The 15918-nt window shown below is 60.3% G+C and carries 11 protein-coding genes and 4 pseudogenes; 6 read left to right on the top strand and 9 right to left on the bottom strand.

What is annotated here, in order from left to right:
- Window positions 1–38 precede the first annotated feature (38 nt).
- The 6 genes and pseudogenes from L6637_RS28000 (at window position 39) to L6637_RS27975 (ending at window position 9285) form a co-directional block, all read left to right on the top strand.
- The gene (locus L6637_RS28000; RefSeq protein WP_164933830.1) at window positions 39–965 is read left to right on the top strand and encodes a Bug family tripartite tricarboxylate transporter substrate binding protein; all 927 of its coding nucleotides are present in this window, start codon (window positions 39–41) and stop codon (window positions 963–965) included.
- 96 nt (window positions 966–1061) lie between these two features.
- The gene (locus L6637_RS27995) at window positions 1062–1955 is read left to right on the top strand and encodes an IclR family transcriptional regulator domain-containing protein (protein WP_128929699.1); all 894 of its coding nucleotides are present in this window, start codon (window positions 1062–1064) and stop codon (window positions 1953–1955) included.
- Window positions 1956–1980: 25 nt separating this feature from the next.
- The gene (locus L6637_RS27990) at window positions 1981–5736 is read left to right on the top strand and encodes a hydantoinase B/oxoprolinase family protein (RefSeq protein WP_128958244.1); all 3756 of its coding nucleotides are present in this window, start codon (window positions 1981–1983) and stop codon (window positions 5734–5736) included.
- A 16-nt stretch (window positions 5737–5752) separates the two neighbouring features.
- Window positions 5753–6454 carry an RraA family protein gene (locus L6637_RS27985; protein ID WP_128929700.1) on the top strand — a complete coding sequence of 234 codons (702 nt, stop codon included), beginning with the start codon at window positions 5753–5755 and terminating at the stop codon, window positions 6452–6454.
- 46 nt (window positions 6455–6500) lie between these two features.
- Window positions 6501–7702: pseudogene (locus L6637_RS27980) on the top strand (pyridoxal phosphate-dependent aminotransferase).
- A 236-nt stretch (window positions 7703–7938) separates the two neighbouring features.
- Window positions 7939–9285: an IS5 family transposase gene (locus tag L6637_RS27975; protein ID WP_128929701.1), complete on the top strand. Its 1347-nt coding sequence runs from the start codon at window positions 7939–7941 to the stop codon at window positions 9283–9285.
- A gap of 174 nt (window positions 9286–9459) precedes the next feature.
- Here L6637_RS27975 and L6637_RS27970 read toward each other — a convergent pair whose 3' ends face one another.
- From L6637_RS27970 to L6637_RS27940, 9 genes and pseudogenes are all read right to left on the bottom strand, one after another.
- A complete protein-coding gene (locus L6637_RS27970; RefSeq protein ID WP_128929702.1) occupies window positions 9460–10869 on the bottom strand; it encodes a DUF2130 domain-containing protein in 1410 nt (469 codons plus the stop codon).
- Between the two features lie 595 nt (window positions 10870–11464).
- On the bottom strand, window positions 11465–11644 hold the full coding sequence (gene tnpB / locus L6637_RS42825; protein ID WP_128929704.1) for an IS66 family insertion sequence element accessory protein TnpB: 180 nt from the start codon (window positions 11642–11644) through the stop codon (window positions 11465–11467).
- Window positions 11622–11810 (bottom strand): hypothetical protein, encoded by a 189-nt coding sequence (locus L6637_RS27965; protein ID WP_232995589.1) that lies wholly within the window; start codon window positions 11808–11810, stop codon window positions 11622–11624. Before L6637_RS27965 ends, tnpB begins: the two co-directional genes overlap by 23 nt.
- A gap of 65 nt (window positions 11811–11875) precedes the next feature.
- Window positions 11876–11974: pseudogene (locus tag L6637_RS27960) on the bottom strand (hypothetical protein); the annotation flags it as partial.
- Window positions 11953–12221, bottom strand: a pseudogene (locus tag L6637_RS43030) (IS110 family transposase); the annotation flags it as partial. The pseudogenes L6637_RS43030 and L6637_RS27960, both read right to left, overlap by 22 nt.
- An 873-nt stretch (window positions 12222–13094) precedes the next feature.
- Window positions 13095–13535 carry a VirK family protein gene (locus tag L6637_RS27955; RefSeq protein WP_128929705.1) on the bottom strand — a complete coding sequence of 147 codons (441 nt, stop codon included), beginning with the start codon at window positions 13533–13535 and terminating at the stop codon, window positions 13095–13097.
- Window positions 13536–13732: 197 nt separating this feature from the next.
- Complete coding sequence (locus tag L6637_RS27950) at window positions 13733–14728, bottom strand: IS4 family transposase (protein WP_237866325.1); 996 nt, start codon at window positions 14726–14728, stop codon at window positions 13733–13735.
- The gene (locus tag L6637_RS27945) at window positions 14704–15219 is read right to left on the bottom strand and encodes an IS4/Tn5 family transposase DNA-binding protein (protein ID WP_232995591.1); all 516 of its coding nucleotides are present in this window, start codon (window positions 15217–15219) and stop codon (window positions 14704–14706) included. Before L6637_RS27945 ends, L6637_RS27950 begins: the two co-directional genes overlap by 25 nt.
- A gap of 190 nt (window positions 15220–15409) precedes the next feature.
- Window positions 15410–15836 (bottom strand): annotated as a pseudogene (locus tag L6637_RS27940) (IS66 family transposase); the annotation flags it as partial.
- Window positions 15837–15918: the final 82 nt, after the last annotated feature.

The raw sequence follows: 15918 nt of genomic DNA, 5'->3' as shown, positions 1-15918 counted from the left end.
GACGGTTATTCCACGTCGGCGTTATTGGGACGGCCGTCATGGCCAATGCGCCTTTTGCCCGGTCTGCCAGTTATCCGACCAGAACGATAAGGTTGGTCTGCCCATTCCCTGCCGGCGGCGTTGTCGACGTGCTGTCTCGGTCGCTAGGACAAACCCTTTCGACCGAGCTTGGCCAGACGGTGATCGTGGATAACCGCGCGGGAGCTGGGGGCATGATTGGCTCTTTAGAGGTCGCGCGCGCTAACCCTGATGGCCACACCTTGCTCTTCAATTCGTCGAGCCTTGTACAGGCGCCGGCCGTTGCCGCCCAGAAACTCTATGATGCGGTGGACGATTTCACGACGATCGGCTCGCTCGGCCGGACCGTGATGCCACTCGTGGTCCCCGCCCTGTCTCCCGCCAACACGATGGAAGAATTTGTCGCCTACGCTCGCGGCAAAAGACTTGCATACGGCACTTTTGGCGCCGGCACCACGAGCCATGCTTTTCAGCAGCTATTTTCCGACTATAACAAGCTCGAGATGGTTCATGTGCCCTACAAGGGCGAAGCGCCGATGCTCAACGATCTGTTGAGTAACCAAGTGGCCTGCGCAATGGGCACGATGAGCACGATAGCGCCTCAAATCGAGGCCCGTACGGTCAAAGCTTTGGCGATGCTATCGCCCGATGAAGTCGACGGCTTTGCAAACATTCCGACATTTAAGAACCTGGGCTATCCTGCCGAATTCGATTGGCGAGGCGGCTTCATTGGCCTGTTTGGTCCGGCAAAGCTTCCCGCGGAGATAACGGATATCCTCGAGAAGACTTTTACCAAGATCGTTTCAACCAGCGCGATGCAAAATATCATGAAGCAGAATTTCGTCGTCGGCAAGCCAAGCGTTGGTCGTGATGCCGCCTCCGAGGTCGCCGCGACGCAAGAAGCATGGACAAGTCTTGTCTCGCGGCTTGGCCTGGTTATTAACTGAAACTCAACAACCCGCCAGGAGTGAACTCCGTAATCTCGTAGAACGCCACGAGCGCAAAATGGACTTTGGCTGGTTGTCAGACGTCAGCTTCGACCCATGCAGGCACCTGCCGAATCACTGCACGCCGCAGATCGTCGTAGCCGACGCGGCAGAGACCCGGGGCTTCCGTCCAGCCGCGGAGAATGCAATATGACGAAGTTGCGAGCCGAAGACACCGAAAGACGTCAGGCAGCGGGCCGCGGGCCCGATTTCCTCGAAGTGCTATCGCGCAGCCTGAGCGTCATCGAGACACTTGGCAATCATCGCGAGCCTCCGACTATCAGCGATCTGGCAAGGGCGACGGATCTTCCCAAGCCGAGCGTCCGCAGGATCCTGCACACCCTGACCACGCTTGGCTATGCAGAGACTTCGGGTCGTACTTTCAGGCTGACGCCAAAGGTCGTCCGTTTTGCGACGTCCTACCTTGCGAGCGGCGGTCACGCCCAGGTGCTGCAGCCTGCCTGTGAAGAGCTCTCGCGGATCACAGGACAATCCTGTCTGGTCGGCGTCCTCGACGGCGCAGAGGTGCTCGTCGTCGCCTACACGATGCCCGAACAACTGATGTCGCGATCGCTAGGGGTGGGCACGCGGTTTCCCGCCTACTGCACCGCGGCCGGTCGCGTGCTGCTGGGCCAGAAGACCGAAAACGAGCTCACCTCCTACTTGGCGAAACTGAAGCCGGTCGCACAGACAGAGGCGACGCAGACCGATAAAGCAGTCATCAAGTCCGAGATCATGGCCGCGCGCAAACGCGGCTACAGCGTGATGGAAGACGAGTTCGTCATGGGATGGCGCACAGTTGCGTTCCCTTTGTATCGGCACGACGGCTCGATCTTCGGAACGCTTAATCTCAACTGCAAAAAATCGCCTACGCTGACCAATGACGAATTCGACCGCTTCGTCGGATTGTGCGGACGGAAAGCGGAATCATTGAAGTCGCTTCTCATATGAGCACCGGATCTGTCGGAGACATTCCTTGACCAAGAAGATCGAAACCCGCCTTGCCATTGACATCGGCGGCACGTTCACCGACGTGGTGCTCGATGGCCCCTTCGGCAGGGTCACCCGCAAGGTCCTCACTACGGTTGCGCAGCCCGAGGTCGGGTTGATGAACGGCGCGAAGCAGCTTCTCGCGACGGTCAACCTCGACTTCTCGAAAGTCGACGTCTTCATCCATGGCACGACGCTTGCGACGAACGCGGTGCTCGAACGTAAAGGCGCGAAGACGGCACTAATCGCGACCGCTGGCTTCCGCGACGTGTTGGAAGTCGGCAGTGAGGGGCGTTACGACCAGTACGATCTGCAACTAACCAAGCCTCTGCCGCTGATACCCAGAGAGCGCCGCTACACCGTGGCCGAGCGCATCGACGCAAAGGGCGACGTCAAGCTCGAACTGGATCTCGCGGAGCTCGCCGAAATCGTCAACAAACTCAGGAAAAGCCTTGTCGAGAGCGTGGCGATCGCTTTCCTGCATTCATATGCGAATTCGGAGCATGAACGGAAGGCCGCGCGCTTCCTCGCCGGGCAGATGCCCGACCTGTCGATCACAATGTCGTCCGACGTCTGCCCGGAAATCCGGGAGTACGAACGCACGTCAACAGCGGCCGCCAACGCCTACGTGAAGCCGCTCATCAACGGCTATCTTGAAAGGATGGAGGCGGCGCTCACGGCAGCGGGCTTCACCGGTCGGCTTTTCCTAGTGACGTCCGGAGGCGGTCTGACTTCCATCGAGACCGCCAAACGCTATCCGATCCGGCTGGTCGAGTCCGGCCCCGCGGGCGGAGCGATCTACGCCGCACAGCGCGCCCGCAGGCTTGGGGACAAGCGGGTCGTCTCTTTCGATATGGGCGGTACGACCGCAAAGGTCTGCCTAATTCAGGACGGCGAGCCGGTCACCGCCAACTCGTTCGAGGTCGACCGGACGCACCGCTTTATGAAGGGCAGCGGGCTGCCGCTGCGGATCCCAGCCGTCGAGCTCGTCGAGATCGGAGCGGGCGGCGGATCCATCGCAGGCGTCGACCGGCTCCGCAGGGTCACCGTCGGTCCGCAGAGCGCGGGCTCGCAGCCGGGGCCGGCCTGTTACCCGGGTGGTGGGTCCGGGGCGACAGTGACCGACGCCGACCTCGCGCTAGGGCTCTTGGATCCCGGCGCGTTCGCGGGCGGACGAGTTCAACTCGATCCGCAGGCAGCCTCCCGTGCGCTCGACGCCGCCGTTGGCAAGAAGCTCGGCCTTTCGAGCAAAACGGCGGCCTTCGCCATCACCGAGACCGTGTGCGAAAGCATGGCGAGCGCGGTCCGCGTGCACGCAGCCGAACGCGGCGAGCCCATCGCCGACTATACGATGATCGCATTCGGCGGTGCGGCCCCACTGCACGCCGCTTGGGTTGCCGAGAAGGTCGGCATCCGCAAGGTGGTCGTGCCGCGCAACGCGGGCGTCGGCTCGGCGGTCGGATTCCTAGAGGCGCCGATCTCCTTTGAACTGATCCGGAGCAAGCACGTCAATCTCGCTTCCGTCGATCCAGCCGAGATCGGCGCTTTTCTCGACGCCTTGGCGGCCGACACCATCGCCCTGGTGAAGACCGAGGGCGCAGAGCTCGTCGAGCGTTGCGTGGCGCACATGCGCTACGTGGGCCAGGGTCATGAAATCTCGGTTGTCCTGCCGGACCGGTCCAAGCCTCTGACGGGCACCGTGCTGCGCGAATGGTTTGAGGATCTCTACGGACGCCTCTTCACCCGGTTCATTCCGGGCGCTGCCATCGAGGTCCTGAGCTGGTCGGTGACTGTCTCGACGACGCGCAAATCCGTCGAACCGACAGCTCTCATTTGGAACATCGGCGAGCCATCGGATGCAGGCGTGCGCGAGGTCTTTGATGGCACGGCCTCGAAGTCCATCGTTGTCCCCGCCTACAATCGTTCGCAGATGGCAAATGGATTGACCATCCGCGGCCCGGCACTCATCGTGGAGGACGAGACCACGACCTTCATCACATCACGCTTCTCCGCCTCCATCGACGGGGACGGCAGCATCGTCATGCAGCGGATCGCCGCCTCGGAACAGGCGGTCGAAACCCGAAATCTAAATTCCGCGATCCACCATCAAGTCCTCTGGAATCGTCTGCTGGCCCTCGTTGAGGAGCAGGCGCAGATTCTGATCCGCACCGCCTTCAGTCCACTAGTCCGCGCCTGCGGCGACGTCTCGGTCGGCGTATTCGACCTTTACGGCCGGATGTTGGCGCAGGCCGTGACCGGCACGCCGGGCCACGTGAACACGATGGCAGAGTCCGTGAAACACTTTCTGGGTCGCTTTCCGACCACAACGATGAAGCCGGGCGACGCCTATATCACCAACGACCCGTGGCTCGGAACCGGCCACCTCAACGACTTCGTCGTTGTCACGCCTTGCTTCCACAAAGACAAGTGTGTCGCTCTGTTCGCCTGCACCAGCCATCTCATGGACATTGGCGGGCTGGGCGCGGGGACTGAAGCTCCGGACGTATTTGCGGAAGGTCTCTACATTCCGTTGATCAAGCTAATCGACGCCGGCACGGTCAACGAGACGCTCATGGCGGTGATCGAAGCTAACACGCGGCTTCCGGTCGACACCATCGGGGATACCTACTCGCTCGCGGCGTGCAACGATGTCGGCGTCAGGCGGCTTCAAGAGACAATGACAGAGTTTCGCCTCGATGATCTTTCGGAGCTCGCCGACTTCATTCTCGAGCGCTCCCGCCAAGCGGTGCTTAAGGAGATCGTGTCGCTTCCGAAGGGAACTTGGAGAAACGAGATGATCGTCGACGGCTACAACGAGCCGCTGACGCTCCGGGCCGCACTGACGATTAACGAGGACGGCATCGTTGTCGACTTTGCCGGCAGCGCCCCCGCGGTGATTAAGGGCATCAACGTTCCCTTGACTTACGCGACCGCCTACACGTCCTTCGCCATCAGTTGCGCCATCGCTGACGACATTCCCAACAATGCCGGATCTCTGTCCCTGTTGAAGGTCCTCGCGCCGGAGGGTTGCATCGTCAACGCCAGGAAGCCCTCGCCCGTCGGAGCGCGGCACGTGATCGGCCAGATGCTGCCGGATCTGGTGTTTGGCTGCCTCTTGCAAATCCTGCCGGAGCGCATCCCCGCCGAGGGCAGTTCGTGCATGTGGAATATCGCACTGCGCGGGACCTTCACAGTCGGAGAGCGCAAGGGGCGCAACTACTCGTTGACGGTTACCACCAGCGGCGGTATGGGAGCCCGCTTCACAAAGGACGGCTTGTCGGCGACAGCGTTCCCAACGGGCATCCAGTGCATGCCAATCGAGATCGCGGAAACGCAGATCCCCTTCGTGTTCTGGCGCAAGGAGCTCCGCATAGACAGCGGCGGTCCGGGGCGCACGCGCGGTGGTCTCGGCCAAATCATCGAGGTCGAGAACGCCGACGGCACCGCGTTCCGGCTCAGCGCCGCCTTCGAGCGCGTCAAGAATCCGGCGCGAGGACGCCTGGGCGGCGAGAACGGCGGGGCGGGCTATGTCGGCCTCGCGTCCGGACGGCCGATCGCCGGCAAGGGGCTTCAGACGATCGAGGCGGGCGACCGGCTGGTGATCCATACGCCCGGCGGTGGTGGTCTCGGCAACCCGAAGGAACGACCGGCGGCGTTGATCGAGAGGGACGTCTTCGAAGGACGTCTGTCGCAGGAAGCGGCCGCTCGTCTTTACGGCCACCGCGACCGCGAAGCTTCATGATCGAAAGAGAGCGGCGATGACGAATATTTCGACTGAGGCCCTGCTAACCCTCGAAAAGACGGCCGTCGCGACCGTCTCGACTGTCCTTCGGCAGAAGGGCTTCGCCCGTGTCTCGCTGCGCGGACCGCGGGCGCTGGTGGAAGGGCAGAAGCGCATCGCGGGGCCGGCCTACACGATGCGTTTTGTGCCGGCGCGCGAAGATATCACGACGACCATGGCCGTAGCCGGCCCCACGTCGCCGCGCACGGTCATGGAGAAGATTCCCGCCGGCGCCGTGGTGGTCGTGGATGCGATGGGGCTGCGGTCGGCCGGCGTGTTCGGCGACATCATCTGCGCTCGGATGCAGACGCGAGGCATCGCAGGTCTTGTCACCGACGGAGCGATACGCGACCTCGTCGGCATGAAGAAACTCAATTGGCCGATCTGGGCGGACGGCACCACCGCGCCGCCCTCGCCGTCCGAGTTCTTCTGTGCCGACACGCAGGTCGCGGTGGCGTGCGGCGGCGTTACGATATTTCCCGGCGACATCGTGGTTGCGGACGACGACGGTGCCGTCGTCGTGCCGGCCGCGATCGCAGAAGCCGTTGCGGTCGAAGCCTTCGAGAAAGATCGCTTCGAGGAGTGGGTCTACGATCAGGTGAAGGCGGGAGCATTGCTCGACGGTCTATATCCACCGAACGATGCGACCAAGGAACGCTACGCGAAAGAGAGGCGCTGATTCTATCGTCAGCGCCCTAATCAAAGGATTTTTCCAGGAAAGCAAGATGTCATTCGTGTCCGACGCGCTCGAGCGCATTCAACCCTCCGCCACTATCTTCGTCACGCGCAAGGCGCGCGAACTGAAGAAATCCGGCTGTGATGTCGTCTTCCTCTCCGTCGGGGAGCCCGACTTCGATACGCCGGACAACATCAAGGAGGCCGCCAAGGCGGCGATCGATAGGGGCGAGACCAAGTACCCAGGTACGCCCGGCGTGCCGGCGCTGCGGGAGGCAGTTGCCGCGAAGTTCAAACGGGAGAACGGGATCGACTACAAGCCGAGCGAAACCATCGTCGGGACGGGTGGCAAAAACGTGATCTTCAACGCGCTCCTTGCGACGCTCAACAAGGGCGACGAGGTCATCATTCCCGCGCCGTATTGGGTCAGCTATCCGGATCTCGTCCTGTTTGCTGGCGGCAGGCCAGTTTTGTGCCAACTTGTCTGTCTGACGGTTTCAAGGTGACCGCGGCGGCGCTCGAGGCGGCCATTACACCGCGCACGAAATGGCTGATTCTGAACTCGCCGTCGAACCCGACCGGTGCCGCCTACAGCGGCGATGAATTGAAGGCTCTTTCCGAGGTGCTGGTCCGGCATCCGCACGTATGGACGCTGTCGGACGACATCTATGAACATCTCACCTACGGCAATTTTGTCTTTACCACCATGGCGCAGGTCGAGCCGGCTCTCCGCGACCGAGTCCTCACGGTCAATGGCGTCTCGAAATCCTACGCGATGACCGGTTGGCGCATCGGTTACGCGGGTGGGCCCGAGAGGCTGATCAAGGAGCTCGAAAAGCTGCAGAGCCAGCAGACGTCGGGTGCCTGCTCGATCGCGCAATGGGCGGCTGTCGAAGCGCTAAACGGCCCGCAGGATTACATTGCCAAGAGTCGTTCTGTCTTCAAGGAGAGGCGCGATCTCGTCGTGTCGTTGTTGAACGAGGCGGATCATCTCAAATGCCCGGTTCCCGACGGGGCCTTCTACGTCTACCCGTCCTGTGCAGACGCGATCGGAAGGAGCACCCGCTCCGGTAAGTTCCTCCGGAACGACGAGGATTTTGCCGCGGCACTCCTCGAGGAGGAAGGCGCCGCGGTCGTGCATGGCGCCGCGTTCGGCCAGGGGCCGAATTTCCGATTGTCTTATGCGACCTCGACCGAGGTTCTCCTTGATGCCTGTGCACGCATTCAGCGGTTCTGCTCAGGGCTCAAGTAGGTCGGTTGTTGCGGGCGCCCAGGGTACGCACCTCAAGCCGCTACTCGCGCAGTTCGTCGCAAAAGTTAGTCGTCCGTGAAGAGCGGCTAAACGACTGAGCTGGGATCGCATTATTCGTTGTTGCCTGTTTTGGGATTGCAGGGTTTTGATGCTTCGGGCATCGGAACCCTGCAATTTCGTTTTGAGGATTCCATCGAATCGCCAGTCATGATTCCGTCCTCGCATCGGAGGTGGCGATGCGACCGAAGAAGCCCAAAGCGACGGGATCGGGCGATCTGTTCCGGGCCAGGCTGGACCAGATCATCAACATGAAGCACGAGCTGGTTCAGCTCGCCGGCAAGGTCGACTGGGACTGGATCGACGGCGAGATCGCGCCGCTCTACAGCGAGAACGGTCGGCCGGGCATCGCGACCCGCTTCATGATCGGGCTCTTGCTGCTCAAGCACATTTACGGCCTGTCCGATGAGGGGGTGTGCGAGCGCTGGGTCCACGACCCGTATTTCCAGTACTTCACCGGCGAAGAGTTCTTCCAGCACGCCTTCCCGCACGAGCGCTCGGACCTGAGCCACTGGCGCAAGCGGCTCGGCGACAAGCTGGAGCTGCTGTTGGCCGAGAGCCTGCGGGTGGCGCACGAGGCCGGCGCGTTACGCAGCCAGGACCTCAAGCGGGTCACAGTCGACACCACGGTGCAGCCAAAGGCCATCACCTTCCCGACCGATGCCAAGCTGCTGCACGCGGCAATCAAGGGGCTCAACCGCCTGGCGAGGAAGCACGGGGTCAAGCTGCGGCAGTCCTATCTTCGCATTGCCAAGACCGCGGCGATGATGGCGGGACGCTACGCCCACGCCAAGCAATTCAAGCGGCATCAGCGGCAGTTGCGCATCCTGCGCAGCCGGTTGGGCCGGATCATCCGCGATATCCGCCGCAAGATCGAAGGTCAGGCCGTGCTCGAGAACGCCTTCGCCCTGCCGCTCGGCAGGGCCTCGCAGATCCGCTCGCAGCAGCAGCGCCAGCGCGGCTGGAAGCTGTATTCCTTCCATGCTCCAGAGGTCGAGTGCATCGGCAAGGGCAAGGCCGCCGCACCCTACGAGTTCGGTGTCAAAGCCTCCATCGTCACCAACAACCGCCGTGCTCCAGGCGGCCTGTTCGTGCTGCACGCCAGGGCGCTACCCGATAACCCGTACGACGGTCACACCTTGCGGGACGTCATCGACCGCACCGAGACACTCACCGGCTGTGCGATCGAGCGGGCCTATGTCGACAAGGGATACCGCGGCCATGACGCGCAAAATCCTCGTCGCGTCTTCATTTCCGGCCAGAAGCGCGGCGTCTTCGGTGTCATCAAGCGCGAGTTGCGCCGCCGCTCCGCCATCGAGCCCATCATCGGACACCTGAAGACCGATGGTCACCTCGGCCGATGCTACCTCAAAGGCCGCCCCGGCGATGCGGCTAACGTCATCCTCTCCGCCGTCGGTCACAACTTCCGCCGGGTCCTCGCCTGGCTGAGGGCTCTTTGGTGCCTGATCCTGACCACCTTCATCGCGGCCGCCAGCGACCGCTCATCGCTACAATCGGCTTCTTAACGGACGACAAGTTAAGGACAATGTGATTGCGACCGCGCCGCCGGCCGCCATTGCGGCAATCGTCGCCTTGTTTTTGGTCATATCTTCGGCTAACGGCCCGCCTTCTTCAGTCAGGCCGTGACATCGTGAATTCGAAAACACGATTTTACGCGCAGACTCAATACTTCGACCGCCTCACTCCGCGGCTTCGGCAGGCGCGCTCTTAAGCTCCGCAAATTTCGCAGCCATTGTCGGATTGCCCCGAGTTAGCTTCTTAATCGTCACGTCCTGTGCCTTGTCATTGGCAAGACGCAGGTTGCGATCCGCACCGATCAAGGCATCCTTCGTCTTCTGCAGATGATCGATCGACTTGTCGATCTCCGTAAGAGCCGTCTGAAAGTGCCGGGAAGCAAGATCATAGTTCTTTGAGAATGCGGTTTTGAACGATTCGAGCTGGTTCTCAAACTGGGTTATATCGACATTCTGCGCTTTCACGAGCGCAAGCTCGGTTTTGTACTTCAGCGAATTGACTGCCGCGTTCCTTAGGAGCGTAATCATAGGCAGGAAGAACTGCGGCCGGATGACATACATTTTTGGGTAGCGGTGGAAGACGTCGACGATGCCGGCATTGTAAAGCTCGTTGTCCGGTTCAAGCAATGAGACCAAGATAGCGTACTCGCAGCCCTTCTCGATGCGATCCCGGTCAAGTTCTTTGAGAAAGTCTTCGTTTTTGCTTTTCGTCGCGGTCTTATCGCTCTCGTTCTTCATCTCGAACATGATCGAAATGATTTCAGTGCCTGCCTCGTCCGAGTCGCGGAAAATGTAATCGCCCTTGCTGCCGGTCCGCGCGTCGTTGTCCTTCTCGAAATAAGCGCGCGGAAAAGCCATCGACCGGACCCGGTTAAACTCAGTCTCGCAGTGTTGCTCGAGGGTCTCGCCCACCATCTTGGTCGAGAGGCGGGCCTTCATATCCTTGAGACGCTCGATGGCGTCGTCGCGATCTTTGATCTGGGTTTCGTACTTATCCTTCAACGATTGCTCGGAGAGCTGCTTTTCGAGCTGTACTCGACTGATGCCGCTTTTCAGCTCATCACGCTCTTTTTCGAGGGCACCTACCGCTTCAGTCACGGCGAGCTTCTTCTCAAGCTCAACTGCCTGAACCTTCGCCTTCAGATCCTGGATCTCCCTTTCCTTGGCAGTAGCAATCTTGTGCTGCTCGCTCGCCAGGAGCGCGTCAGCAAGCTCCGAGGCCGCCTTCTTTTCGCGCTCGGACTCAGCTAGCGCGTTCGCGAGTCTATCCCGCTCCTTTTCGACGGCGCTGAGCGCTTCAGCAACCGCGAGCTTCTGGGCAACGCCGCTCCCCTCAAGCTTGGACTTTAATTCCTGGATTTCAGCGTCCTTAGCAGCCGTGGTCTTCTGCAGATCGCTGCTTACCTGGGCCTTGGCCAATTCAACGGCGCTCTGCTTGTCACGCTCGGCCAGCTCCAACCGTTCGTGGAGCTGCTGAGCGAAATCCGCGTCACGGACTTGCTTCAGGATGTCCGCGTAACCGGCTTCATCAACCTTGAAGGCCTTGTCACAGTGGGGACAGATGATCTCGTGCATGGTTCCTGGCCGGATCGTGGCGCTGCTGTTGTCATTGAAAAGGGACGGACCGGCAGAATCGGACCCCAGGAGAACAAAATTAGAACGAGCGAACTTGGAACGTCAAGTCAAGCCCAGCAAGTTCTGGGCGCTTTGCTTGGACTATCCCCCGCTTTCATGAACGCCATAGGTCGGCCCAGATCACGACATTCGCTTTGATGACCACCAGTGCTCATGTCAATCAGAGTGTCCATTCCGAATCGTCCTTGCGGCAGGGCGGTATTGATCCCGACTGTGTTCGCGTCGCTGCTTTGCGCCGCGCTAAAACACGACACGGCCACGCTCCCCTCCGGCCAGCGCATCCAGATCGACCTTCGCCTGGCGGCACGAGCATCGACAATAAGTACGCCTCGATCGCGCGGATCGTCGCGCAGCGCCGCGATGCTCATGCGCTATTTCGAGCATATCGCGGCCGCGCCTGCTACGTTCAAAGTAGCTTTCGAGTCATTCTGCCGCAGTTGTCCCGCCGCCTGCGGGCGCCGTGCTTCTTCCGGACGGACTAACCTCCAATCCAGCCCCTCGAAAAAGGCCGCGAACATCGCCCGCGACATCCGCATCACGCCGTCCGCAATCGTTGGCCTCGGTTCGATCGGAACACGAAGGCCGCGCCGAGGAACGGGTCGAGACGAAGCATCTCCTGCACCTCCGTCGCAAGCCCATCATGGCCGCCGCGGAAGTCGATCGGCCGCGTTGCAAATCCGCACCAGCCGCGATCATCGTGACGCTCGCACCGCACGGATTACCCGGGACAGCTGCTCGGCATCAATGGCCATATCCGTCCGCAGCACGACATCGCCGATCGCGATCTCAAGCTTGATCGCCGGAACCTGACGCTCCTCCAACGCACCTTCCACGACCAGCGGCGCGAATGTCGGCTGCGACGCTTCGCACGGCGGCAACATGTCTCGCTGTCGCAACCCCCTCGCCAATCGTAGATCTGCCAGCGCGTCGCTCCGTGCTTGCGCGCCACCTCGGACACCTGAGCACCGGGCAACAGACTCTCGGCGACGATCCGAGCTCTCTCTGTCGCGCGGCGATCAGGGTGGATGGCGCCACCACCGTGCATTCGTGGCCGAGCGATTGGATCAGACGATAAAGGCCATGGCCCGTCGGGCCGGCCTCGTAACAGAAGTGGATGCGATTAAACCGGCTGGCGAATCCACACTATAATACAATACGGCGCACGTTAACGTCCGAAGCATCGACTTCACCGAAGAAGCGAACCCCTCCCTCCCAGCCTGCCTCCGCAATCGCGACGGCATTTCTCAGTTTGGCGACACGATTCCAACAAATGCTTCCCTATAATCCGCCACGGCGCCTCGGCTCGGACCTAAGCAACCTCGGACACGCAGTGTAGGGCGAACGACCCCACCGGCAGAGACGGACATGCGGTCTTACAATCAATTCCTGCCATGACGATGAGATCAATCTATTCCTTTACCGCTTGGAGCGATGAGGCCGGCTTCGACCAGCAGTTTTCCCCGAGAGAGTTCCATCACCCATGTCGTGAGCCTGACTACCATCTCGGGATATATACTCCTGCGAACGTTTAGCATGGCGCCTTGCGCCGCCTAGTGCAAGGCGCACTGGCCCGGCACTCGCGACGTTCTGACCACAACGTTCTGCGTAAGCGGCCCCCCTAGTGTCGGCACGCCCCCGGGTAACTGTTGCAAACATACTGGCCAAATGGATATGGAGCAAGATCTTCACATCCATTAGGGTCGCCGACGCAAGGACTTGATGGTCCGGCTCCGAGTGCATCGGCGTTGAGATGCTGTCTTGCGACGTAGACGAAAGACGTCGCCGCCAGCGCGAGGGCGAGGACGATCGCCGATATAATCCAAACGTTCTTCATTCCAGCCGTAACTTCCTTAGGTTGACTCGGTGACGCTTAGCCAAATGGTAACAACGCGGAGCTCAACTCGAGCGCAATTGAGCTTTCATTTCTTGGCTGCTCCACACCTCGGCCTTTGTGATGGCGAGGCTCTTCGCGTCTCCGGCTTGCGACCAGTCAGCGGCAGTCGACTCCGAACGGGTAAGTCGAGCTGCAAACCACGTTCTCATCTGCTCCGGTCAGCAAATCTCTTGAGATCGCGCCGATCACGATCTCTGTTGCGCTTCTTTGCTGACGCCCCGGGTGGCCGATGCCGAACGGCAGCTCGGCCCCTCGACGGCGGCTATTGCCCTTACCAAAGGAACTTCGCGCCGTCTGGCAGCTCGCAGACAAATTCACCCTGGATCACGGCTTCGGCCGCGCCAGCAACCAACTTTGAGGCCTTTACCTTGAGCTTGCCTTCGCGGTTAAGGCTGTGGCGGATGTATTCGGTAACAGGGTGTCCTGAGTCGTCCAAGGTTTGATGCACATTGGCGAAGCTGATTCCGTTCTGCGCGCTAACCCTGAAGGCGCTGATAATCAGACCACCTTGCATGGCTGGTCCGGGCTGACCGCCATCAACGGTTGTGCAACGATCGAGATCTAGTATTAGCGTTACTACCTTGCCGGCCCGCAGGGCACTTAGCACGTCTACATATTTTGCAGAAGGCTCGCCGGCCTTCGCTGTCGTGCTTACGCTTGCCACTAAAAGCAAGGAAGACAGTCTCGTTAGACATGTGATATTGAGCCGCATATGCTCTTCTCCAATACAAGACTCACATACGTAGCAGTACCCGTCTCGTCTCGTGCTCGGAGACTTTGGCGGGCACCGAACGTCAGGCGAACGTCGCCGTTGCGATAAACAGCATGCGCTACTACCGTACGCAAGTGGTTGCGAACGCAAACCTAACGTCACAATCTCGTATGTAAGGTACGCATACGACGAAGCTTTCAATTACCCACATTTCCAGCCGCTGCAATTTCGGCACCGAGTTTGATATCTGTGAGTCTCGAGAGACAGCGCCAGATGACAACATTTCCCGGTGGCGGATCGGCTGCCCGGGCCAAGTAGCCCCCTAATCGTGCAAGTTTGGTAAGATAAAATGCAAGGGTTCCAGGCCGACATCGTCGATGGCTGGCGCCGCTGATGAGTTGATCGAGCAATGCGATCTCGGTGTCTGTCAGTGCGAGCTTCGGTGACGCGTTTGGGGCGAGGCGATTGAGCATGGTGAGCCAGAGGACGCGCCAGCTGAGAATGCAGAAGACTGCCATTAGATTGGCAAGTCGCTCCGCGGTCCGGAGTTTTGAGTCTTCCGCCTTACAACCCGATTTCAGGATCTTGTGGAACGCCTCGATTTTCCACCGCATGGCGTACCAGTTGATCTTCTCGATTGCCTCCGAGCGCCTGCGGACGGCTAGGTCCGTGATGAGCTTCCACTCAATCGGTTTACGGCCCTTTGGCGTACCGCGCTCAGTGGCATGGATTATAGTAAGGTCGAGGGCTGGATAATGTTTCTGCTTCCCGATGGGAGGCAAGACCGCGATCCGCTTGAACTTGATTTCCAGCGCGGCCTTCGTCGTCTCGCCCTTGTCGTTGCGCACGTCGATGTAATGCAAGCCTTTGACGCTGGTCTCTTCCATCTCGGTTGCAATCGTATGACCGCCATCGCCTGCCAGCCGATCGACGCAGGCGCGGACAAGGAAGTGAGCGCCAAGCTCTTGCGTCAGGCAATACAATTCGTCGATGTCGCTTTCACGGTCACCGATATGAATGCAACGCTCCGGCTGTCGGAGCCGCTCGATCGATTGCCTGAGATTGTCGAGCCAGCGAACGCTCTCCTTCTTCTCGATCGGAACGCGGGTCGGGTTGATCTTCTTCTTGAGCTGCGCCCTGCCTTTGAACTTTTTTCGTGTCCAGAACTTCACCGCCGCCAATCCCAGCGGCAAGCCTCGACAGTCACAGCGAGACTGGAATGCATCAGCATTCCGCAGACCGTGTGATGGCGCCAACGACCGTCCTTGTTCCGACCGCTGTTGACGCTCTTGGTTAGGCCAATGGCGCTCGTGTTCGCGCGTTGATAGGAGAATTCCGTCGTGTCCTGAATGAGGAGAATTGGGCCTGTACAATCATCGTAACGTGCGCGTGTGGCGGCGAAGTGGCCGCTGAGGATGTCGGCTTCCTCCACGCGCTCGTTGGCGAAGAAGCGGTAGGCCGCCTTCGTGTTCGCCCAGTCCTGACGCGCGAACGGTATGCTCCCGCCCATACCGTCACCAATTTGCTTCAACAGCTCGCCAAATCGTTGACCAAGACGAGCATCCTTGAAAGCTGTCTTGTCGATCTCGCGCTCCGTCCAGTGTTCGACGGCGCTTTCATCACCATCATCCTGGCGACCATCCGGGCCGGCCGACCAACGAGATGTCGTTCCACTTGAACACATCAAGGCACCTCGCCGTCGCGATTCAGGTGCTCGACAATGAATCACAAGCGATTCATCCGATTCAAGATTTTTCGATCAGGGCTACCGCAATCGAATAAAGCATTCGTGGGTAATTGAAAGACGACGAAGGTCGCCTGATTGACGCATGCGCGCGGGGGCCGGGTAGCGCTATGATAGCGCTGCGTGAAGGTTAGGCAGCTTGCTGATCGGTAGGTTCGTCGGCTTGGCGCGGGAGCTTCCATTCCCAGGGCAGCAGTTCGTGCAGACGCGAAGCGGGAAGATCGACGATCCGGGCGAGGACGTCGGCAAGCCCGGCTTTGGGATCGACATCGTTAAGACGACAGGTAGTGATCATCGTCAGCATGATGGCGGCGCGTTCGGCGCCGCGCAGGCTGCCGGCGAAGGTTCAATTGCGCCTTCCCAAGGCGATGCCGCAGCGCTCTTTCGGCGGCATTGTTGCTGAGGCAGATCCTGCCATCGTCGAGGAAGCGCGCAAAGTCGGCCCAGCGCCTGAGCATGTAATTCATAGGCTTCAGGACCTCGGAAGAGCGCGAGAGGGTTTCTCGCTCGCGCAGCAGCCAGGCGTGCATGTCGTCGAGCAGCAGCTTGCTTCGCGGTGTGCGCCGCTTGAACTTCTCCCTTGGCATCACAACGACTGGTTCCTGCAGTTCTCTACAAGAGCCTGTATCCAGATCGCGT

Origin of the sequence: Bradyrhizobium zhengyangense, from assembly GCF_022012435.1 — a bacterium.
Taxonomy (GTDB): Bacteria; Pseudomonadota; Alphaproteobacteria; order Rhizobiales; family Xanthobacteraceae; genus Bradyrhizobium; species Bradyrhizobium zhengyangense.
The sequence above is the reverse complement of the archived record's forward strand: the minus strand, read 5'-3'. Positions and strand labels throughout refer to the sequence as shown.